Origin of the sequence: Limnobaculum parvum (assembly GCF_003096015.2) — a bacterium.
In the GTDB taxonomy this organism is placed as follows: Bacteria; Pseudomonadota; Gammaproteobacteria; order Enterobacterales; family Enterobacteriaceae; genus Limnobaculum; species Limnobaculum parvum.
The window spans coordinates 2248810-2269512 of record NZ_CP029185.2; the positions used below are offsets into that span (position 1 = coordinate 2248810).

21 protein-coding genes are annotated in these 20703 nt (G+C 45.7%); 14 read left to right on the forward strand and 7 right to left on the reverse strand.

The window, feature by feature from the left end:
- Positions 1 to 49 precede the first annotated feature (49 nt).
- From leuS to lipA, 14 genes are all read left to right on the forward strand, one after another.
- A complete protein-coding gene (gene leuS, locus HYN51_RS09400; RefSeq protein ID WP_108899794.1) occupies positions 50 to 2632 on the forward strand; it encodes a leucine--tRNA ligase in 2583 nt (860 codons plus the stop codon).
- Positions 2633 to 2646: 14 nt separating this feature from the next.
- Positions 2647 to 3225 carry an LPS assembly lipoprotein LptE gene (gene lptE / locus HYN51_RS09405; RefSeq protein ID WP_108899795.1) on the forward strand — a complete coding sequence of 193 codons (579 nt, stop codon included), beginning with the start codon at positions 2647 to 2649 and terminating at the stop codon, positions 3223 to 3225.
- Positions 3222 to 4253: a DNA polymerase III subunit delta gene (holA, locus tag HYN51_RS09410; protein ID WP_108899796.1), complete on the forward strand. Its 1032-nt coding sequence runs from the start codon at positions 3222 to 3224 to the stop codon at positions 4251 to 4253. The genes lptE and holA overlap by 4 nt, the downstream gene beginning before the upstream one ends.
- Positions 4246 to 4908, forward strand: a complete 663-nt coding sequence (nadD, locus tag HYN51_RS09415) for a nicotinate-nucleotide adenylyltransferase (RefSeq protein WP_108899797.1) — start codon at positions 4246 to 4248, stop codon at positions 4906 to 4908. Before holA ends, nadD begins: the two co-directional genes overlap by 8 nt.
- A gap of 158 nt (positions 4909 to 5066) precedes the next feature.
- Positions 5067 to 5384 carry a ribosome silencing factor gene (rsfS, locus tag HYN51_RS09420; protein WP_108899798.1) on the forward strand — a complete coding sequence of 106 codons (318 nt, stop codon included), beginning with the start codon at positions 5067 to 5069 and terminating at the stop codon, positions 5382 to 5384.
- Between the two features lie 3 nt (positions 5385 to 5387).
- Positions 5388 to 5858, forward strand: coding sequence for a 23S rRNA (pseudouridine(1915)-N(3))-methyltransferase RlmH (gene rlmH / locus HYN51_RS09425; RefSeq protein WP_108899799.1), 471 nt, complete (start codon positions 5388 to 5390; stop codon positions 5856 to 5858).
- A 23-nt stretch (positions 5859 to 5881) separates the two neighbouring features.
- Entirely contained in the window at positions 5882 to 7783 is a 1902-nt protein-coding gene (mrdA, locus tag HYN51_RS09430) for a peptidoglycan DD-transpeptidase MrdA (protein WP_108899800.1), read from the forward strand.
- Between the two features lie 20 nt (positions 7784 to 7803).
- Positions 7804 to 8913, forward strand: coding sequence for a peptidoglycan glycosyltransferase MrdB (gene mrdB, locus HYN51_RS09435; RefSeq protein ID WP_108899801.1), 1110 nt, complete (start codon positions 7804 to 7806; stop codon positions 8911 to 8913).
- A gap of 10 nt (positions 8914 to 8923) precedes the next feature.
- Positions 8924 to 9991: an endolytic peptidoglycan transglycosylase RlpA gene (gene rlpA / locus HYN51_RS09440; protein WP_108899802.1), complete on the forward strand. Its 1068-nt coding sequence runs from the start codon at positions 8924 to 8926 to the stop codon at positions 9989 to 9991.
- 150 nt (positions 9992 to 10141) lie between these two features.
- Positions 10142 to 11368 (forward strand): D-alanyl-D-alanine carboxypeptidase DacA, encoded by a 1227-nt coding sequence (gene dacA / locus HYN51_RS09445; protein ID WP_108899803.1) that lies wholly within the window; start codon positions 10142 to 10144, stop codon positions 11366 to 11368.
- A 123-nt stretch (positions 11369 to 11491) separates the two neighbouring features.
- Positions 11492 to 11755 (forward strand): DUF493 family protein YbeD, encoded by a 264-nt coding sequence (gene ybeD / locus HYN51_RS09450; protein ID WP_108899804.1) that lies wholly within the window; start codon positions 11492 to 11494, stop codon positions 11753 to 11755.
- A gap of 259 nt (positions 11756 to 12014) precedes the next feature.
- Entirely contained in the window at positions 12015 to 12437 is a 423-nt protein-coding gene (locus tag HYN51_RS09455; protein ID WP_230513959.1) for a VOC family protein, read from the forward strand.
- A gap of 262 nt (positions 12438 to 12699) precedes the next feature.
- Positions 12700 to 13371, forward strand: coding sequence for a lipoyl(octanoyl) transferase LipB (gene lipB, locus HYN51_RS09460; protein ID WP_108899806.1), 672 nt, complete (start codon positions 12700 to 12702; stop codon positions 13369 to 13371).
- Positions 13364 to 14329: a lipoyl synthase gene (gene lipA, locus HYN51_RS09465; RefSeq protein WP_108899807.1), complete on the forward strand. Its 966-nt coding sequence runs from the start codon at positions 13364 to 13366 to the stop codon at positions 14327 to 14329. Before lipB ends, lipA begins: the two co-directional genes overlap by 8 nt.
- A gap of 82 nt (positions 14330 to 14411) precedes the next feature.
- Here lipA and tatA read toward each other — a convergent pair whose 3' ends face one another.
- From tatA to HYN51_RS09500, 7 genes are all read right to left on the reverse strand, one after another.
- Positions 14412 to 14606 carry a Sec-independent protein translocase subunit TatA gene (gene tatA / locus HYN51_RS09470; protein WP_108899808.1) on the reverse strand — a complete coding sequence of 65 codons (195 nt, stop codon included), beginning with the start codon at positions 14604 to 14606 and terminating at the stop codon, positions 14412 to 14414.
- 137 nt (positions 14607 to 14743) lie between these two features.
- The gene (locus HYN51_RS09475) at positions 14744 to 15157 is read right to left on the reverse strand and encodes a hypothetical protein (protein ID WP_108899809.1); all 414 of its coding nucleotides are present in this window, start codon (positions 15155 to 15157) and stop codon (positions 14744 to 14746) included.
- Positions 15154 to 16497, reverse strand: a complete 1344-nt coding sequence (locus HYN51_RS09480; RefSeq protein ID WP_108899810.1) for a phosphatase PAP2/dual specificity phosphatase family protein — start codon at positions 16495 to 16497, stop codon at positions 15154 to 15156. Before HYN51_RS09480 ends, HYN51_RS09475 begins: the two co-directional genes overlap by 4 nt.
- Before the next feature lie 149 nt (positions 16498 to 16646).
- On the reverse strand, positions 16647 to 18407 hold the full coding sequence (locus tag HYN51_RS09485) for a bifunctional alpha/beta hydrolase/class I SAM-dependent methyltransferase (RefSeq protein ID WP_108899811.1): 1761 nt from the start codon (positions 18405 to 18407) through the stop codon (positions 16647 to 16649).
- Entirely contained in the window at positions 18404 to 19042 is a 639-nt protein-coding gene (locus HYN51_RS09490) for a lysophospholipid acyltransferase family protein (RefSeq protein ID WP_108899812.1), read from the reverse strand. The genes HYN51_RS09485 and HYN51_RS09490 overlap by 4 nt, the downstream gene beginning before the upstream one ends.
- Before the next feature lie 18 nt (positions 19043 to 19060).
- Positions 19061 to 19978 carry a phosphatidate cytidylyltransferase gene (locus HYN51_RS09495; RefSeq protein WP_108899813.1) on the reverse strand — a complete coding sequence of 306 codons (918 nt, stop codon included), beginning with the start codon at positions 19976 to 19978 and terminating at the stop codon, positions 19061 to 19063.
- Complete coding sequence (locus HYN51_RS09500) at positions 19975 to 20595, reverse strand: CDP-alcohol phosphatidyltransferase family protein (RefSeq protein WP_108899814.1); 621 nt, start codon at positions 20593 to 20595, stop codon at positions 19975 to 19977. Before HYN51_RS09500 ends, HYN51_RS09495 begins: the two co-directional genes overlap by 4 nt.
- Positions 20596 to 20703 lie beyond the last annotated feature (108 nt).

Consider the following 20703-nt stretch of genomic DNA (forward strand, 5'->3'; position numbering starts at 1 on the left):
GCTACTGCTAGTCATTTAGCAAATTAAAACAGAAGGACGATGCGTCGCCATGCAAGAGCAATACCGCCCGGAAGATATTGAATCTCACGTACAACACCATTGGCAAGAAAACAAAACCTTTCAGGTCACTGAAGACCCAACGAAAGAAAAATATTACTGCCTCTCCATGTTGCCTTATCCTTCAGGGCGATTACATATGGGCCACGTGCGTAACTACACTATCGGCGACGTAATTTCTCGTTACCAACGTATGCAGGGCAAAAACGTCCTACAACCCATTGGCTGGGATGCGTTTGGTCTTCCTGCTGAAGGTGCTGCGGTTAAAAATAACACCGCCCCAGCCCCTTGGACCTACGAAAATATTGCCTACATGAAAAATCAGTTAAAGCTGTTAGGTTTTGGCTATGACTGGAGTCGTGAATTAGCCACCTGCGATCCTGATTACTATCGCTGGGAACAATGGTTCTTCACCAAACTGTATGAAAAAGGTCTGGTCTACAAAAAAACCTCGGCCGTAAACTGGTGCCCAAATGACCAGACAGTTTTGGCTAACGAACAGGTTATTGATGGCTGCTGCTGGCGTTGTGATACGCCAATTGAGCGTAAAGAGATCCCTCAGTGGTTTATTAAAATCACTGCCTATGCTGACCAACTGTTAGACGATCTGGATACGCTTGAAAGCTGGCCTGAGCAGGTTAAAACCATGCAGCGCAACTGGATTGGTCGCTCGGAAGGGGTGGAAATCAAGTTTGCTATTGATGGTTCAGATGATAGCCTGTCTGTCTATACCACCCGCCCGGATACCTTCATGGGCGTGACCTATGTGGCTATCGCTGCTGCACATCCTCTGGCCGCTCGCGCAGCACAAAACAACCCTGCACTGCATGCATTTATTGATGAATGCCGGAATACCAAAGTGGCCGAAGCCGAAATGGCAACCATGGAGAAGAAAGGGGTTGCTACCGGTTTCAATGCTATTCATCCTTTAACCGGTGAAAAAGTTGCAGTCTGGATCGCTAACTTTGTGCTGATGGATTATGGCACGGGTGCCGTTATGGCCGTTCCTGGCCACGATGAGCGAGACTGGGAGTTTGCGACTAAGTATAGCCTGCCAATTAAACCGGTTATATTAGCCGCCGACGGTACCGCGCCCGATTTAAGCCAGCAGGCAAGCACAGAAAAAGGCGTACTGTTTAACTCTGGTGAGTTTGATGGTCTGAACTTTGATGCCGCTTTCAATGCTATTGCCGATAAGCTGGTATCCATGAACGTGGGTGAACGTAAAATCAATTACCGCTTACGTGACTGGGGCGTCTCCCGTCAACGTTATTGGGGTGCCCCTATTCCAATGATGACGCTGGAAGATGGTACCGTGGTGCCGACACCAGAAGATCAACTGCCGGTTATTCTACCGGAAGATGTCACCATGAATGGTATCACTAGCCCAATCAAAGCCGATCCTGAGTGGGCTAAAGCAACTTATAACGGTCAACCGGCACTGCGTGAAACCGACACCTTTGACACCTTTATGGAGTCATCTTGGTATTACGCTCGTTATACCTGCCCTCAATATGATAAAGGCATGCTAGACCCTGCGGCGGCTAACTATTGGTTACCGGTTGACCAGTATGTAGGTGGTATTGAACATGCCATCATGCACCTGATGTATTTCCGTTTCTTCCATAAACTGCTGCGTGATGCCGGTCTGGTCACTTCTGATGAACCAGCTAAACGTTTGTTGTGTCAGGGAATGGTATTAGCCGACGCCTTCTACTACACATCTAGTACGGGAGAGCGCATCTGGATTTCGCCAAATGATGTCACCGTAGAGCGTGATGATAAACAACGTATCGTTAAAGCTTTAGATAAAGAAGGTCGTGAGCTGGTTTACACTGGCATGGCTAAAATGTCGAAATCTAAGAATAACGGAATCGACCCGCAGGAAATCGTTGAAAAATACGGCGCGGACACCGTGCGTTTGTTCATGATGTTTGCTTCACCTGCAGAAATGACGCTGGAGTGGCAAGAGTCAGGCGTTGAAGGGGCTAACCGCTTCCTTAAACGTTTATGGCGTCTGGCTTATGACCATCTGGCAAAAGGGGCGGTTACAGCACTGAATGTTACGGCTCTAAACGATGAGCAAAAAGCGCTGCGTCGTGACCTGCATAAAACTATTGCGAAAGTAAATGATGATATTGGTCGCCGTCAGATTTTTAACACTGCAATTGCTGCCGTGATGGAGTTAATGAATAAATTAACCCGAGCGCCGCAAGAGAGTGAGCAAGATCGTGCACTGATGCAGGAAGCATTAATGGCCGTTGTTCGTCTACTTTACCCGTTCACCCCACACATCTGTTTCACCCTGTGGCAATCGCTTGGTGGTCAAGCTGATATTGATTCATCACCTTGGCCAGTTGCTGATGAAGCCGCTATGGTTGAAGACGAGAAGTTGGTGGTGGTTCAGGTTAATGGTAAAGTCCGGAGCAAGATCACTGTAGCCGCTGATATTACCGAAGAACAGGTTAAAGCTATTGCGATGTCCGACCATCAAATTGCTAAATATCTGGATGGCGTCACTATTCGTAAAGTGATTTATGTTCCAGGAAAACTTTTAAATCTGGTTGTAGGTTAAGCCAAGGAGTGTATGTGCGACATCCTATTATAACAATCATCGTTGCTATGGCCGTGTTGGTCACTGCCGGGTGCGGGTTTAAATTACGGGGTACAACCAGTGTGCCTAGTGAGTTAAAAACTTTGATTCTTGATACCCCTGACCCTTATGGCCCAATGACCCGAGCGGTCCGCAGCCAGTTACGTCAAAGTGGTGTGACTATCGTTGATAGTTCGACGACTGATGAAAAAACGCTAAAATCAACGCCAGCACTTCGTCTTAGTGGTGAGAGTTCATTCAGAGATACCGTTTCAATATTCCAGAATGGTACTACGGCTGAATACCAAATGGTGATGCAAAGTAGCGCTCAGGTGATGCTGCCAGGAAAAGGTATCTATACCATTAATGCGAAAGTATTCCGTTCATTTTTTGATAACCCATTAACTGCTCTGGCAAAAGATGCCGAAGAAGATATGCTTTATAAAGAAATGAGAGAACAACTGGCACAACAGCTGGTACGTAAACTGATCACCGTTCAGACGACCGAGCAAACAGAAGATGAATCAGCCAACCAGCCGACCACACCAACTCCCGGTGCCGTTACGGTTCAATGATTCGACTCTATCCTGAGCAACTCAGTGCGCAGCTTCATGAGGAGCTGCGCAGTTGCTATCAACTTTATGGCAATGAACCTCTATTGCTGGAAGAAAGTCAGGATGCTATTCGCCGAACTGCTTTAGCTCAGGGCTTTAGCGAAAATTTTAGCTACGATCTTGGTCCTCAAACTGATTGGACGTCTATTTTTACTGAATGTCAGTCCCTCAGTCTTTTCTCCAGCCGAAAATCATTAACCCTTCAGTTTCCTGATAATGGCCCTAACGCGGCTATTGGTGAGCAACTACAGCAATTAGCAACGTTACTAAATCCTGATATTTTACTCATTTTACGCGGCCCTAAATTGACCAAAGCTCAGGAAAATAGTGCTTGGTTTAAAACGCTGGGGGAACATAGCGTTTATGTCAGTTGCTTAACGCCGGAACAAGCTCATCTACCGCGCTGGGTTGCTCAACGGGCCAAAACATTTAAATTGACGATTGATGAGGCGGCAATACAACTCTTATGTTATTGCTATGAAGGCAATCTGCTAGCGCTCTCTCAGGCACTTGAACGCCTTTCTCTGCTTTATCCTGATGGTAAGCTCACGTTACCACGGGTTGAACAGGCAGTTAACGATGCCGCTCACTTTACCCCCTACCATTGGCTTGATGCCATTCTGGCGGGAAAAGCAAAAAGAGCGTTTCATATTCTCCATCTATTACGTCTAGAAGAGACTGAGTCTCTGATTTTGATTCGTACACTGCAACGAGAATTACTGCAGCTTCTGAACTTACAAAGAAAAATGCAACAAACCCCGCTCAGAACCCTATTCGATCAACAAAAGATATGGCAAAATCGGCGCCCTTTGTTAACGCAAGCTTTACAACGGCTAACGGCGGTTCAACTGAATCAGGCCGTTGCCCTACTCACCCAGCTTGAGTTAATCATAAAACAGGACTTTGGTCAGTCTATCTGGGATGGTCTGGAAAGTCTTATGATGCTGCTATGCGGCAAACCCTTATCTGAGGCACGTTTAGATGTCTGACAGAATAGAAAGCGGTGAGGCTATTCACGCCTTATTTGGTGGTACGTTTGATCCCATTCATTACGGGCATTTGAAACCCGTTGAAGCTTTAGCTCAGGAAATTGGTCTTAATCGTATTACGCTATTACCTAACCATGTGCCGCCTCATCGACCACAACCAGAAGCAAATACTCAACAGCGGTTGGACATGGTAAAACTGGCCGTCGCGGATAATCCTCTGTTTTCTGTCGATGAACGTGAGCTGCATCGCCTCGCTCCGTCTTACACTATCGATACGCTGGAAGAAATTCGCCGTGAACAGGGAAAAAAGATTCCATTAGCCTTTATTATTGGTCAGGACTCTCTGTTGACTCTACACTACTGGCACCGCTGGCAAGCACTGTTAGATTACTGTCATCTTTTGGTTTGTGCCCGCCCCGGTTATACCGATAAGTTGGATACGCCAGAACTCGAGAGTTGGCTGGCGCAGCACCGCACCACCAAGATTGATGATTTGAAGCAACAGGCCAACGGTTTAATCTATCTAGCCCATACACCACTGTTAGATATTTCTGCCACCGATATTCGCCAGCGCAAGCATAATGGCATCAGTCTTGATGACTTACTGCCGCCGACAGTACAGCAGTATATAGAACAACAGGGCTTATACCGCTGAGGCTGGAATCATGCTATTATCCGCCATCGGTTAAAAACACAAAAATTCGTTAAGTTCATTTTATTATATTCCGGTGTTTAGCACTGATGTTGCTATGTGCACCCAATAGTAGAATGTTCCATATAATATGAAGAGATTTTTATCAGGAGGAGGAACCTTTGCAAGGTAATGAGCTCCAATCATTTGTTATTGATAAAATAGAAGATCTGAAAGGTCAGGACATTGTCAGTATTGATGTTAGCAAAACGTCCAGTATTACTGACTGTATGATTATTTGTACTGGTACCTCTAGTAAACACGTTCAGTCTATTGCCGATCACGTTGTTCAATCTGCCCGCCAAGCAGGGATGTTGCCTCTTGGTATTGATGGCCAGAATGCCGGCGACTGGGTTGTCGTCGATTTGGACCATGTTATGGTTCATGTATTGCAGGAAGATAGTCGTCAGCTATATGAACTTGAAAAGCTCTGGAGTTAATGAGTGAAACTGCAGCTTATCGCAGTGGGGACGAAAATGCCCGATTGGGTACAGACTGGATTTAATGATTATATCCGTCGCTTCCCTAAAGATATGCCCTTTGAATTAACAGAGATCCCTGCTGGAAAGCGCGGTAAAAATGCGGATATTAAACGCATTCTGGAAAAAGAAGGTGAACTCATGTTGGCCGCTGTGGGTAAAGGTAATCGAATTGTCACGTTAGACATTCCCGGTAGACCTTGGGAAACACCACAACTGGCACAACAGTTGGAGTTATGGAAGCAGGATGGGCGCGATGTGAGTTTACTGATTGGTGGGCCAGAAGGTTTAGCCCCAGCCTGTAAAAATGCTGCCGAGCAAAGTTGGTCTTTATCACCATTAACCTTACCTCATCCATTAGTGAGGGTTTTGGTGGCAGAGAGCCTCTATCGCGCGTGGAGCATCACAACAAACCACCCTTATCACCGTGAATAGCAAATTGAATGAAATAGTTTTGGATGAAAAAAGAACCTAACGCCTTCCGTGATCACACGGCAGAATCCACTTTATTTATACGCCGGGCACTGGTTGCTCTTGTTGGCGTCATTATCCTCATTGCTATTCTTATTGCTAACCTCTATAACATCCAAATTAAACGCTTTGAAGATTATCAGACCCGTTCTAATGACAACCGCATCAAACTGGTCCCTATTGCACCCACCCGCGGATTAATCTATGACCGCAATGGTGTGGTTTTAGCAGAAAACCGAACTATCTATCAACTTGAGTTAGTACCAGAAAAAATCAGTAATCTGAAAGGCGCAATGGAAGATCTGCGTTCAGTTGTCGATTTAGATGATGATGATATCGCTAACTTTGAAAAAGAGCGTAAAAACTCACGCCGCTTTACCCCTATTGCATTAAAAACTAAGCTTACAGAGCTACAAATTTCGCGCTTTGCCGTTAATCAATACCGTTTTCCTGGTATTGAGATAAAAGGGTATCAACGCCGCTTCTATCCTTATGGTTCAGCCCTGACCCATGTTGTTGGTTACGTTTCAAAAATAAATACTCAAGATTTAGAGCGACTAACCTCCAGTGGGCAACTGCAAGATTACTCTGCCACGCATGATATTGGTAAACAGGGTATAGAAAAATATTACGAAGAAGTACTGCACGGTAAACCCGGTTATGAAGAGGTTGAAGTAAACAGTCGCGGGCGGGTGATTCGCCAGCTAAATGAGCAACCACCTCAGGCGGGTAAAGACATCTATCTGACCGTCGATCTAAGCCTGCAACAATATATTGAAGAATTATTGGGTACTCGTCGTGCAGCAGTAGTAGTCAGCGATCCGCGAGACGGCGGGATATTAGCTATGGTATCTAGCCCTAGCTATGACCCAAATATGTTTGTTGATGGCATTGCTTACAACGATTATCAAAAACTGTTGAACGATCCAGATAGACCGCTTATCAACCGTACAACTCAGGGTACCTACCCTCCCGCTTCAACGGTGAAACCCTATGTGGCCGTTGCCGCGCTATCCGAAGGGGTTATCTCTAAGAAATCCTCACTTTACGATCCCGGCTGGTGGCAATTACCAAACACTGATAAACGTTATCGTGACTGGAAACGCTCTGGCCACGGTCATTTGGATGTGACTCGCGCACTGGAAGAATCCGCGGATACTTATTTCTATCAGGTTGCCTATGACATGGGAATCGACCGTTTATCAAGCTGGATGAGAAAGTTTGGCTACGGTGAATATAGCGGCATTGATATTGCTGAGGAGTACCCTGGCGTCATGCCAACCCGTGAGTGGAAGATGAAGCGCCACAAAAAACAGTGGTATCAGGGTGATACTATTCCCGTTGGGATTGGTCAAGGCTACTGGACTGCCACTCCGCTCCAAATGTCCAAATCTCTGGTGACGTTAATTAACGATGGTTTAGTTAAAACACCTCATTTGCTTAGTGGCACAAAAATTAACGGTAAATTGGTACCCTATCAGCAAAAAGAAAATGTCCACATTGGCGACATAAAATCTGGCTTCTGGGAAATTGCCAAAGACGGTATGTATGGCGTAGTGTCTCGTCCTAACGGTACGGCTCGCCGCGTATTTGCCGGTACACCTTATAAAGCGGCGGGTAAATCAGGAACCGCTCAGGTTTTTGGCCTGAAGAAAAACGAAGTCTATAATGCTAAAAAGATTTCAGAACACCTGCGCGACCATGCACTGTTTGTTGGCTTTGCCCCTTATGATAGCCCGAGAGTTGCGGTTTCAATGATTCTTGAAAACGGCGGCGGCGGCGGTGGTAATGCTGGCCCGATTGTTCGCCGTATACTTGACCATATATTGCTGAACGATCAGAACACAGCAATGCCTGAACTTAATGCATCACACAGTGATGGTGACTGACAGTGGCTGATAAATAACCAATGAGTGATAACAAAAAACCAACCATATGGACCAAAATCCATATTGACCCCGTCATGATCTTCTTCCTGCTGGCTCTGCTCGCCTATAGTTTTTTTGTCTTGTGGAGTGCCAGTGGACAGGATCCGGAGATGATGGAGCGTAAAATCAGCCAAACTGTTCTTGGGTTTGTGGTGATGTTGGTAATGGCTCAAATTCCTCCTAGAGTGTATGAAAACTGGGCACCTTATCTGTACGTTTTTTGTGTGGTCTTACTTATTCTGGTTGATGTCTTTGGTCAGATCAGTAAAGGGGCTCAACGCTGGTTAGATTTAGGTGTGATACGATTTCAACCTTCAGAAATAGCTAAAATAGCGATTCCACTGATGGTTGCCCGCTATATAAATCGTGACTCCTGTCCCCCTTCATTAAAAAATACCGGTATTGCTCTGGTCATTATTTTCTTCCCTACCATGCTGGTTGCAGCCCAACCAGACTTGGGGACAGCCATACTGGTTGCGGCATCTGGGCTATTTATTCTGTTTTTAGCAGGGATGAGTTGGCGGTTGATATTCGTTGCTGCACTGGCAGTGGCAGCCTTTATTCCGGTTCTTTGGTTCTTCCTGATGCATGATTACCAACGAGGGCGAGTGTTGATGTTGCTCGATCCGGAAAGCGACCCCTTGGGGGCTGGATATCATATTATTCAGTCAAAAATTGCCATTGGCTCGGGTGGGTTATGGGGTAAAGGCTGGCTACATGGAACGCAATCCCAATTAGAGTTTCTACCGGAGCGTCACACCGACTTTATTTTTGCCGTTCTGGCTGAAGAGCTGGGCTTGGTTGGCGTACTGGTACTATTAGCACTCTATTTATGTGTCATTATTCGTGGATTCATGCTGGCAGCCCATGCCCAAACCAGTTTTGGCCGAGTGCTGATTGGCGGAATAGTGATGATTCTCTGTGTATATGTTTTTGTTAATATCGGTATGGTGAGTGGAATTTTGCCCGTCGTTGGCATACCGTTACCGTTCATCAGTTATGGCGGCTCAGCATTAATTGTGCTGATGGCCGGGATGGGTATTATCATGTCAGTACATACCCACAGAAAACTACTCTCGAAAAACGTTTAAGGACAAGTTAATGCGTAAACAGTGGTTATGGATTTGTGCAATGGGTTTCATGCTGGCGGCCTGTGAGTCGACGCCTCCTCCGCCTAAAACACCAACATTACCACCGCTGCCTCATTCAGGCCCGGCGACTGAAATTAGTGGCATTGAACCTCGTTATGAACCTTACAATATTGGCACGATGAAAGATTATAAGGTGAGAGGGAAAAGTTACCGCATTATTACTCAGCCAGAAAACTTCAGCGAAGAGGGTCTGGCAAGCTGGTATGGTCAGGAGTTGCATGGCAATAAAACGGCGACAGGCGAAATTTTTGACGCTTATGAGCTAAGTGCGGCTCATCCTACTCTGCCCCTCCCCAGCTATGTACGAGTGACTAATTTAAGTAATGGTCGCCAGTTGGTGGTACGCGTGAATGACCGGGGTCCGTTTGTTAAAGGGCGCGTTATCGATCTGTCCAAAGCTGCTGCCGATCGGCTGAATATTACCGGCCAAACTAAAGTCAGGTTGGATGTGATAGTGGTGTCGCCAAACGGTCAGCTATCTGGCCCTGGCACTCTCGGTTCTATTGTTGCAAAACGTTCCTACGAGTTACAGGATCGCCCATTAATTGGCAATCAGGTGATTTCATCACCCCAACAAAACCTCAGTGCCCAGCAAGAAGCCTCGGTGAATATTCCCACTCAGCCAGACAGTCGCATGACCATACCAAGCTCGACTGATAATAACCGTAGTCTATTGCTTAGTGCGCCAACACCGGCTGAAAGCGTCAATATTCCCACATCCCAAAATTCAACTGTCAGCGTACCGGCATCGCCCGATAGAGATAACGCCCAAGGGGTCAGCGCGACTTCAACCGGTTTTCTGGTTCAAGTTAGCGCAGTGAATAACCGTCAACGGGCTGTTGAAGTACAAAAAAAGTTAAGTAGCCTACTGAATGTGCCAGGTATGGTGTCTGATGGCGGAGCATACTATCGCATCCAATTAGGCCCTTTCAGTACCAGAGAGCAAGCTCAAGAATTGCAACAACGTTTAGCAAGCCAGGGACAGCCTAATAGTATTATTTTGGTGGCATCACGCTAACAGGCGGGTAGTCACCTTATCGTCTCACAGACATGGAAAAATTCAGCGGCACCGGATACCCATAAAACAACACGCGTTGGGTGCCCCTCGGCTGGCCACCTGTTATACTGTGGCCGTTATTAACTTTCTACGGATATTGTTGTCCCGCTTATGAAACAGATGCTATCTACAAAAACATTTCGCCATACTCTGCTCAAAAGTCTAACTTTAGGTGCATTCATCGCGCTGGGTACGACTTCCGTCGTTAAAGCTGATGATGTAAATCTTACAACTATCATTCCAGCTGTTCCGCAAATTGATGCTGAAGCCTATATTCTGATGGACTATAACTCAGGTAAGGTTTTGGCAGAAATCAATGCGGATACCCGCAGAGACCCAGCTAGCCTAACTAAAATGATGACCAGTTATGTCATTGGTCAAAGCATTAAAGCGGGAAAAGTCAGCCTAAATGACAATGTCACCATCAGTGATAAAGCTTGGGCTACTGGAAATCCGGAGTTTAAAGGCTCTTCCCTGATGTTTTTACAGCCGGGCACTCAGGTTAAAGTATCTGACCTTAATCGCGGCATTATTATTCAATCAGGAAATGATGCTTGTGTAGCCATGGCTGAGCACGTCGCTGGCAGTCAGGATGCTTTCGTTAATATCATGAACAACTATGTGAAGGCCTTGGGATTGCAAAATACCCACTTTGGCACGGTACATGGTTTAGATGCTGCCGGTCAGTTTAGCTCAGCCCGAGACATGGCGATTATCGGTCAGGCACTGATTCGTGATGTACCCGAAGAGTACGCGATATATAAAGAGAAAGAGTATTACTTCAATAATATCAAACAGCCAAACCGCAATGGTTTACTGTGGGATACCAGCCTGAACGTTGACGGTATAAAAACTGGTCATACTTCAGCCGCAGGTTATAACCTGGTTGCTTCAGCAACCGAAGGCAATATGCGTTTAATCTCCGTTGTTATGGGTGGACGTACCTTTAAGGGGCGTGAAGCTGAAAGTAAAAAACTGCTGACTTGGGGCTTCCGCTTCTTTGAAACCGTTACCCCTCTACAGGTAGGCAAAGAGTTTGCTTCAGAACCCGTTTGGTTTGGTGATACCGACCGCGTTCAGTTAGGTGTAGATAAAAATGCCTCGCTGACCATTCCTCGCGGACGTCTTAACGATCTGAAAGCCAGCTATACCCTGACTAACGGCGAAATCAATGCCCCTCTGGCGAAAGGCCAGGCTGTCGGTACCATTAATTTCCAACTGGATGGCAAGACCATCGAACAGCGCCCATTAGTGGTATTAAACGAAGTACAGGAAGGTGGTTTCTTTGGTCGTATGGTTGACCATATCAAATTGCTGTTCCACCGCTGGTTTGGCTAGTCCCCTTGAAAAAAAAATTTCAGGCCCCATTTAATAAATAGCCTGATGCAATATAGCTCCCGTCACAGCGGGAGCTATAATTTTTATAGGCCACACTTTTTTTAAATTTTTGTTGGAGCAACCATGAAAACGAAACTGAATGAACTGCTCGAGTTCCCATGTCCTTTTACTTATAAAGTGATGGGCTTGGCACAACCTGAGCTAGTCGACCAAGTTGTTGAAGTGGTACAACGCCATGCGCCTGGTGACTATAACCCTCAGGTTAAACCCAGTAGCAAAGGAAACTACCACTCCGTCTCTATCACTATTACTGCAACTCATATTGAGCAAGTGGAAACGCTGTATGAAGAGCTGGGTGATATTGAGATTGTGCGTATGGTGCTGTAATTAGCCAACAAAAATACGTGATAAATCAAACGGACAGATTTCTTCTGTCCGTTTTTTATTAGTTTAACTCGCTAAGAACTAGATGATGCTGTAACCCTCTGAGACACATTTCCCTCTTATTCCGATTAATTTCTTTTTTCCTTTTCAAATATCTTTTCACACCAATTTCAACAGCCAGTGGCATAACTGAGTTGTCGACACTATTCTTGAAATAAGAAAACCATCAGCGTGTACTTCAGACTATTGATAGAGAGGATATATGATGGAAGTCCAACCTTATCTGTTTTTTGCCGGTAACTGTGAAGAAGCACTTCAGTTTTACCAGCGTAGTATTGGTGCCAGAATCACCATGATCATGCGCTACAGCGAATCTCCCGATGCGCTACTTACCCCGGTTCCCGACGAGTGGAAAGACAAAATTATGCATGCCAACGTCAGCGTGGGTCATTCACAATTCATGGCGTCTGATGGTCAGTGCGATCGCATTCACCCTGAATTCCACGGATTTAGTCTCTCCCTGAAAGCGGACAGTAAAACAGATGCTGAGCGGTTGTTTAAATCACTCTCATCAGGAGGAAAAATCAACTTATCGTTTCAGCGCACTTTCTGGTCCAGTGGGTTCGGTATGCTCACCGATAGATATGGCGTAGGTTGGATGATAATGAGTGAAATCGGCACCTAATCCCCATAAATTGACATCCATGCAAATTCCGACCGTAATAATAATGTGCTTAAATCTGCACCGAGTACGGTCGGTAAACCTTCTGTATCTAGCTACGGTGCTCGTTGGGCCGGCACCCGCGAAATTCAAACCGGCTTGTCAACAATCGAATCTCTTTGACCATTAAGTTCTCTCCTATTGCTTTAAAAGACTGAATCTTCCGATTTCATCTGGTGGTCTCCCGAAACGGTGAGTATAATGTTTTTACCATTTTTGCAACGTTATGATGACCTCCTTGCAACAAGACACCATTATATTACGTCAACTTGGGGTACAGCCTTATCTGCCCGTATCTCAGGCAATGCATAACTTTACTGACAGCAGAATCAGTACCACATCAGATGAGCTGTGGTTGGTACAGCATCCTCGAGTATTTACTCAGGGCCAAGCAGGTAAAGCAGAACATGTTTTGGCTGCCGGTGATATTCCGGTAATTCAGAGCGATCGCGGAGGACAAGTCACCTATCACGGGCCAGGCCAGCAAGTGATGTATATCATGATTGACCTGAAGCGAAAAAAGATGGGTGTCAGAGAGCTGGTTACTGCCCTTGAGCAGACGGTCATCAGAACCCTAGCCCATTTTGATATTCAGGCGGTCGCTCGCCCAGATGCTCCCGGTGTTTATGTAAATCATGATAAGATTTGTTCTCTGGGATTACGCATTCGTCGGGGTTGTTCTCTGCATGGATTAGCCTTGAATATCGATATGGACCTTGAGCCATTCACCCGCATTAATCCTTGCGGGTATGCGGGTATGCAAATGACACAGGTAACACAGTTAGCTGAATCAGTCCGCTTTGAACATGTTCATCCTGTTCTGATACAGGAATTTACACAATTACTCGGTTATCACCATCCCGAGCCAAGCTATTGGAATATTAACGACTATGAGTAAACCAATTCAGATGGAACGCGGCATCAAATATCGTGATGCCGATAAAATGGCACTCATTCCGGTGAAGTCAGTGGAAACTGAGCGTCAGGAGATGCTACGCAAACCTGAATGGATGAAAATTAAATTACCCACAGATTCGAGCCGTATTCAGGGAATCAAAGCTGCAATGCGGAAGAATGGATTGCATTCCGTCTGTGAAGAGGCTTCCTGTCCTAATCTGACAGAATGTTTTAATCACGGTACCGCAACCTTTATGATCCTCGGGGCCATCTGTACTCGCCGTTGTCCTTTCTGCGACGTAGCCCACGGTCGCCCAATGGCTCCAGACGTTAATGAGCCGCAAAAGCTGGCACAAACCATTCAGGATATGGCGCTACGTTATGTGGTTGTCACCTCTGTTGACCGTGATGACTTACGAGATGGTGGGGCACAGCACTTTGCTGATTGCATCAGTGCAATTCGTGATAAAAACCCAACCATTAAAATTGAAACGCTAGTACCTGATTTCCGCGGCCGAATGGATCGTGCTTTAGAGATACTCGCCGCGACGCCCCCAGATGTGTTTAACCATAATCTGGAGAATGTCCCTCGCCTTTACCGGCAAGTGCGCCCTGGCGCTGACTATAGCTGGTCACTAAAACTGCTGGAGCGCTTTAAACAAGCTCATCCTGATATTCCAACTAAATCTGGATTGATGGTAGGACTGGGAGAAACTAACCAGGAAATCATCGAAGTTATGCGTGATTTACGCGCTCATGGCGTCACCATGCTCACCTTAGGGCAATATCTGCAACCTAGTCGGCATCATCTTGCAGTTCAGCGTTATGTAAGCCCTGCTGAATTTGATGAGATGAAAGCCGAAGCCATGGCAATGGGTTTCACTCATGCGGCCTGTGGCCCTTTCGTTCGTTCTTCATACCATGCCGACCTGCAAGCAAAAGGTGAAGAAGTCAAATAACCTAACCGTTCTAACGCACAAAAAAAGCGTGCATTGCACGCTTTTTCATTTATTAAACCTAGAAAGCAGGACAATCAGATAATTACTTTTTGTTCTCTACCTGTGGAGCAGCTTCATTGGTTACATCTGTTGATGGAGTATCATTATCCATCGCTTTCTTAAAGCCTTTGATCGCTGCACCCAAATCACTCCCTAAAGTACGCAACTTGTTAGTACCAAATAACAAAACAATGAGCGCACCGACGATCAACAATTTAGTAATGCTTATACCAGCCATATAAACCTTCTTACTTTATCTACTGTCGATTTCTTCGACATAATTAACCCTACTTTCTTTGTACGATAAATATCAGGCGAGCACAATTTTGAAATGTAACAGATTAAAACAACCCGTACGTATCAACCTGCTAATATCTACTCAAAACCCGAAAACAGAACCGTCAGGATAACCACGCCCCACTGAACTAATACCAAAAGTCCTGCCCGGTGCAACAATTGGCGAGCACCCGACCAGCGAGAATCCAGACTGCGGTTATTCTCCCCTTTCTTTCCCCAGCACATATTGATCGCCGTATCAAAAACCTCAGTTTGCTCAGGAAAACGATAAAGAATATTGAACAAATGAGCATCCATCCACAGACGCCAGCAATAGTAGTGACAACCAAGCCCGAGTGCTAAGGAAATCGTTAACATCACCACTGAATAATCAGCGAAAAATAGCATAAGTAATGCAAACAACATGGCAAAAGCAGAAACTGCCGCAAAATAACGCCAGCTATTCAGCATAACGACCAACACTTTCCCAGCTATCGGATGCTCGGTTATCATTCAGTTACCTTCTCCGTAATTAAAACTAAGTAACGCTTAGCCCAGCGCTTCAGTACATTCCGATGGGACTCTCTAAAAATAATCCTTGGCCGAGCCTGACGAATCATCGCTTCAGCTTCCGCAATACTGGTCACTCTGTGCTGTTGGAGTAACCAGGCTGCCACCACAATCGCACTACGCGATAATCCCAATGCACAATGCACTAACACTTGCCCATGAGGGTACAATTCATTGAGCGCCTGTACGGAATGTTGCAGTTCTTCTTCGCTCGGTGCCAATAAATCAAGCTGTGGACAAGCAATATAGGCAACCGCAGGAATGCGAGTACTTTTTTGCCACTCTGAAGTCATATCCAATACGGCATTCACCGCTACCCTATGGCGAGGATAACTGCCTAACAGGATCCCCTCAGTAATCTGATTATTTCTATCATATTTGGCACTAAAATAACGAAATGAGCACCAGGCTCCAATTTGATAAGGCGCTAGCAGCAAACGCGCCGAAGGTGACATATTACCCGCCGCATTCTTTTGAAAAATAGCGCTTCCCAATCCACTATAGCCTAATGCCACCATCAGCAAAGCAACCGCTGGCCATAGCAGCAACCAAAAGCCACCACTCAACCAACACGCCAGAATCGTTAAAAACAGAGTTGCTGAATAGTAGTAAACCGCCAGCCTACGGGCAAAAGGATCTTGACTAGGTTGCCAGCGCCAACGGGAAGCAATCGGTAAGGTATAACTAATAATAACGCCGACAAATAGTCCGGTAATTACATCAATAAAATGATGCTGCCAAGTGGTCAAAACCGAGATACCAATTAAGGCAAACCAACCGTGTAATAGCCAGCGCCACTTAGAGGATATATGGGGATAAAAACGCAGCCAAAGTAACCAGAGCAGAATAATATGCAGCGATGGCGCCTGATTATAGGGGAGATCGAACATTTCTAGTTGCTGAAAAAACCAACCAAACATACCGTCACTTATTGGTCTGATAAAGCTAAATCTTAAAGGAAAAAGTAAAAAACCGACACAAGCCGCAACGGAGGCAATGGTCAATCGCAGGCCATGTACCATCAATTCACGACGAGAAGTACAGATAAACAGTGAAATACCGTACAACAGATCAATGCTCCAGTAAGGAACAATGGTCCAAGGCAAAAAAGGAATTAATGACTCCCAGCTAAATGCCAATACACCAACATCATCTCGTATTGCGGTAAATTGATTCACCTGACCATAGGTTAAAAAAAAGAAAGGCGCTAAAAATAACAACCAAATAGCGGCCCGTAGCCAAAGCTGCCGGCGAGAATCAGGATTTAATGGTAGTTTATTCATTCGACGCACTCCGTCGCTGAGTACAGACGGTCTTCTGGTCGTTCACCAAGGCAATATAAGCACTTTAGATTTTGCAACCGAAATACCCATTGATTCTAATTAATTAGATTAGTCAGAGGCCTTCAAACAAAGGCCTCTGAAAGACTATCTTATTTAACCCGCACCGCAATTGAAACGCTGAAAATTCCCCAGTCATCAATTAACTGAATTTTTTTCTCAAATCCAGCACGTTCTACCATACTGTCCATCTCGCCCTGTGTACGACAGCGCATCACCCAAGGCTTTCCACTTTGGTGGCTAGTCAGGGAACGCGCTATCATCTCAAGTTGTGGATGCCATGGTTGACCGGTATAGACCAACAGCCCACCTGCCGGGATAGTATCCGCCAACCCCATTAATGAAGCCTGAACATCTTTATTCTCAGGAAACAGCTCATATAATCCGGAAATAATTCCCAGCGTTGGGTTGGGCGTCAGTTCAGCAAGGCTTTGACGATCGAAAGCATTACCTACTACAAACTCAGCCTTCTCTGACAGGTGGCGTTCAGCAATCATCTTCTTGCCCTGTTCCACATTCAGTTCGCTGTAATCCCGCAGTAGGATGGACTCAATATCCTGCGCATCCCCTATCGCATCCAGCACATAACGGCCATGGCCAGCGGCGATATCAACAATACGTACCGGTAAATTACGCTGTTTAAGATCGTCAATAGCTTGGCGAATTAACGTTTCAATATTAATTTTACGTTGACGGATCCCTCGCCAACCAATGCTATTTAAATACTGGTTATCAATAAAACGCCCGAAACTGTTGCGGCCTTCCGGATGATTACGATAAACATAATCCAACGTACTGCCTGAATCAAAACCGGTTTCAAAACCGAGACGCACACCTTGTGATGCCTTACCCAAAGAAGCCATTGCTGCAGTCAGCCCGCGATAATAATAACGTTTGATCGAATAATGAGGCAGAGGAGCCATTAGCTCACGATATTTGTCAGCGTTGGCACTCCAACGATCCTCTTCACTGTAATCATGACGCTGTGGCTCCATGATGAATAACTTATCGATAAACGCCCGGATTTTATCAAATGCCAGATGGCGATCTTTTTCCCCCAACGTATCATGATAAAAACCGCTCAGAATATGCTTCTCTTTAACCGACGTATTCAATCGCTGATAAAACTGATGCTGAGGTTTATGGTGTACCACATAATCATCACCAGAGATCAGTAACTGGGTTGGAATCGTAATCGCGGCGGCATCCGCCACAATACGCTCTGAAGTACTATACAATTCCAACAGAATATTCACCGCAATAGCCCGGGTAATCAGAGGATCCTGATTAAAAGAGTCAACCCGCTCTTGGTCGTGCGTTAAATATTTTCCTTTCACATAGGAATTCACATAGAACAAGCCGCGGAATTTCTTCATCAGCCCCAGTCCCGCACGGGCAAATGGAACATAGAGTTTGACCTTAAACGCCGGAGAAGCCAGAATCAGCCCGCGAATTTTTGGTGCATAATCATGGGCCCAAGTCGCTGCGAGTACCGCACCAACGCTCTGAGCAATCACTATCACGTTTTCCATCGGCACACCGCTGTCCGCGGAAACGTAGCGAACAAACTCATCCACATCCCGTACCGAAGTACCGATGCTTGGACTATAGCCCCGTTCTCCCGATGTTTTACCATGCCCTCGAGCATCCCATGCATACATCGGGACATTTGGCATATTCAGTTCATCTACAATATGCTGCAAACGACCTGAGTGTTCATGCCCTCGGTGGAAAAGCACAATCACTTTATCGGCGGTTCCTTCATGCTGAGGCCAACAACGATAGAATAATTCCGTTCCATCCGTGGTTTTAAACCCATTCTCTGTTGCAGTACGAGGTTGCGCTAAACTCATGACTCTCTCCCTTGTGCATTATTTTGCAGCACTTCAAATCGTTGCTTTAAATCCGATATAAAGACCGCTTTATCAGCGTGACAATAAACCGGTTCATCAACATAAACGTCAATAAAGAACGGCACAGGTATCCATTGCCCTTTTCCCATTGCCCGCCCCAGTCCATGCATAAATACTGGCGTTACCGGCACTTCTGGAAATTTCTGACACAAATACCAAAGCCCAGACTTAAATTCAGATAAACGTTCAGGCTCCCCACGCGTACCTTCGGGAAACAGAATTAATATTTTGCCTTCCTGTAGAGCCTGAATGCATCCAGCCAGAGGATTGCTCTGTTTTGGATCGCCACCCCGCACAACAGGAATAATGCCAACCACCCGGGTAGCAAACCAGGCTATCCATCCATTTTTTAGGAAGTAATCTGCCGCAGCCGCAGGATGTACCAAATGTACCTTTGATAGTGGAAACAGCGTTAACAACGTCAGCAAATCGAGATGGCTATTATGGTTAGCAATGATAATTCCCGGCCCTTTTATTGGCAGACGCTTACGATTAGCTACAGAAACCCCTAACCATGCCAGCACCACTGGATAAGCAATTAACACCACAAAAAGTAAACGCAATAGTCGATTCATTCTGACCTCCATCGCGAATTAGTAGTGCAAATAATATAAAACGTGAAAAAACAGCGGCGCGGTATAAATCAGCGAATCCAGACGATCCAGAATACCGCCGTGCCCCGGCAATAATTTACCCGAATCTTTTACGCCAATATCACGCTTAACGGCCGACATCACGACATCACCAATAAAGCCGGTAACTCCAATTAATAACCCAATCAATACCGATTCCCAACCGCTCAATGGCGTTAATACCCCACCCAGTAACCAAGCTAGGAACATGGTAGTCATCACTCCGCCCACTAAGCCTTCGAGCGTTTTATTCGGGCTGACTTTTGGGATCACTTTGATGCGTCCAAATGATTTTCCCCATAAATACTGAGCAATATCATTGCACTCTGTCAAAACGACCAAGAAAATCACCAGTAAAGGCCCGGTTTCAGGCTTACCCGGTAGCACCGTTAAATAGGCGACGTGGCTAATAGCAAATACCGTCGTCATTACCCCCCAATGCAGCATTGAAGCCGAATGGAGGAAGTCTTTATTATTACCAATAAGCACCATGCGCATTGGGAGGAATAGGAAGACATAGACCGGAATAAACACCAAGAACATGCTGTACCATTCAATACCAATCCAGTAATACTGTATCGGTATGGCAATATAGGCCCACAACAAAGGCATATGATCGGTACGTCGTGTTGGTATCAGCGTCAGATATTCTTTTAATGCTAGAAAACTAATAATGGCAAAAATAGTCAGTGAAATGGCTCGAGGGGTCGTAATCGCCAGAGCAAAAACAATGACAATCCACCACCACGTGTTGATTCTCTGTCGCAACTCTGTCCAGTCACGCTCAGGTGAACATAGGGACATCACACGAATGGTAATACTGGCGACAATCAGCAGACCAAACATGATGACTAACGCACGAATCAATATTGGGCTCATACTATGGCTCCCGGCTGTGAGTTAACCACGGCCAATGCTCTGCGACAGCGATTCAGGCAGGTCCAGACCAATAAAACAGATACCAAAGAAAAAAGTATCCAACTCCATTCCATACAGACTGGCCAAATAAAGATAGCCAGAGCATAAGCGCCAAAAATCAAAGCTCTGTCGCTTTTTCCCATGGGGCCGTCATATCGCCGAGATGCACCAATGGTTTGGGCCAATACACCACAAAACTCGGTCAAGGTAGACAGTAATACCGCGAGTAAAACCAGCCACGGGGTTGCACCAGGTAACAGCGCAAAAGGCAAATAAAGTGCGGCATCCGATATCACATCCCCGGTTTCATTTAGCAATGCACCCAGATTTGATTTTTGGTTATATTCCCGAGCCAGTAGACCATCAATGGCATTGAGCGCCATACGAATAAACAGGAATACGGGCAAAATCAGAAATAAAGTAGGTCGAGGAAAAAAGAAGAGCAGCACCCCGATAGCAACCGATGCTATCAGTGCGGCTAATGTAACTTGATTAGCCGTTACACCAGCACGAAAAAGACGTTTTAACAGAGGTCTCAATAAGGCCTGAAACCGTGGCTTAAGATCGTATAGAGTCATAAATCCCTGTGACAGCTAAAAACACCTTATTATGTAGAACACACGCTACAACACCCCTCAATGCTAATCAATCAAAAACTATTCTGATCTCATGTTGTAGCATGCGTT

What these genes read in the sequence shown, in the direction of transcription:
- leuS (WP_108899794.1), top strand. Translation starts at nt 50, where the DNA reads ATGCAAGAGCAATACCGCCCGGAAGATATTGAATCTCACGTACAACAC.
- holA (WP_108899796.1), top strand. Translation starts at nt 3,222, where the DNA reads ATGATTCGACTCTATCCTGAGCAACTCAGTGCGCAGCTTCATGAGGAG.
- nadD (WP_108899797.1), top strand. Translation starts at nt 4,246, where the DNA reads ATGTCTGACAGAATAGAAAGCGGTGAGGCTATTCACGCCTTATTTGGT.
- mrdA (WP_108899800.1), top strand. Translation starts at nt 5,882, where the DNA reads ATGAAAAAAGAACCTAACGCCTTCCGTGATCACACGGCAGAATCCACT.
- mrdB (WP_108899801.1), top strand. Translation starts at nt 7,804, where the DNA reads ATGAGTGATAACAAAAAACCAACCATATGGACCAAAATCCATATTGAC.
- rlpA (WP_108899802.1), top strand. Translation starts at nt 8,924, where the DNA reads ATGCGTAAACAGTGGTTATGGATTTGTGCAATGGGTTTCATGCTGGCG.
- dacA (WP_108899803.1), top strand. Translation starts at nt 10,142, where the DNA reads ATGAAACAGATGCTATCTACAAAAACATTTCGCCATACTCTGCTCAAA.
- ybeD (WP_108899804.1), top strand. Translation starts at nt 11,492, where the DNA reads ATGAAAACGAAACTGAATGAACTGCTCGAGTTCCCATGTCCTTTTACT.
- HYN51_RS09455 (WP_230513959.1), top strand. Translation starts at nt 12,015, where the DNA reads ATGATGGAAGTCCAACCTTATCTGTTTTTTGCCGGTAACTGTGAAGAA.
- lipB (WP_108899806.1), top strand. Translation starts at nt 12,700, where the DNA reads ATGATGACCTCCTTGCAACAAGACACCATTATATTACGTCAACTTGGG.
- lipA (WP_108899807.1), top strand. Translation starts at nt 13,364, where the DNA reads ATGAGTAAACCAATTCAGATGGAACGCGGCATCAAATATCGTGATGCC.
- tatA (WP_108899808.1), bottom strand. Translation starts at nt 14,606, where the DNA reads ATGGCTGGTATAAGCATTACTAAATTGTTGATCGTCGGTGCGCTCATT.
- HYN51_RS09475 (WP_108899809.1), bottom strand. Translation starts at nt 15,157, where the DNA reads ATGATAACCGAGCATCCGATAGCTGGGAAAGTGTTGGTCGTTATGCTG.
- HYN51_RS09480 (WP_108899810.1), bottom strand. Translation starts at nt 16,497, where the DNA reads ATGAATAAACTACCATTAAATCCTGATTCTCGCCGGCAGCTTTGGCTA.
- HYN51_RS09485 (WP_108899811.1), bottom strand. Translation starts at nt 18,407, where the DNA reads ATGAGTTTAGCGCAACCTCGTACTGCAACAGAGAATGGGTTTAAAACC.
- HYN51_RS09490 (WP_108899812.1), bottom strand. Translation starts at nt 19,042, where the DNA reads ATGAATCGACTATTGCGTTTACTTTTTGTGGTGTTAATTGCTTATCCA.
- HYN51_RS09495 (WP_108899813.1), bottom strand. Translation starts at nt 19,978, where the DNA reads ATGAGCCCAATATTGATTCGTGCGTTAGTCATCATGTTTGGTCTGCTG.
- HYN51_RS09500 (WP_108899814.1), bottom strand. Translation starts at nt 20,595, where the DNA reads ATGACTCTATACGATCTTAAGCCACGGTTTCAGGCCTTATTGAGACCT.